At 46.6% G+C, this 247-nt stretch carries 1 protein-coding gene; it reads right to left on the bottom strand.

What is annotated here, in order from left to right; all coding sequences use genetic code 11:
• On the bottom strand, positions 1-193 hold a 193-nt coding region (locus AAEZ02_RS23200), incomplete at its 3' end, for a restriction endonuclease subunit S (protein WP_351125542.1).
• Between the last annotated feature and the right edge of the window lie 54 nt (positions 194-247).

Below are 247 nucleotides of genomic sequence, written 5' to 3'. Positions count from 1 at the left end.
GTTTTAGGATAGCGGGAATGCCATCGAGGCGGGCTTTGATGGTGTCGACCTGCGCCAACACTTCATCGAGCTTTTCAACGATGCGCTTTTGTTCGGCTAGTGGTGCTAGTGGTATTGTGAGAGCTTCAATCTTAGCTTTAGTTAACGCCTGTCGAGTTGCTCCAGATTCATTACTATTGATATAGTCCTGCATTATCGGTGTCATCAAGTAGTAATTGAGGTATGCGCTAAGGGGCTCAGTCAAAAC

This window comes from Shewanella sp. T24-MNA-CIBAN-0130 (genome assembly GCF_040310185.1).
Classification (GTDB): Bacteria; Pseudomonadota; Gammaproteobacteria; order Enterobacterales; family Shewanellaceae; genus Shewanella; species Shewanella psychromarinicola.
The sequence above is the reverse complement of the archived record's forward strand: the minus strand, read 5'-3'. Positions and strand labels throughout refer to the sequence as shown.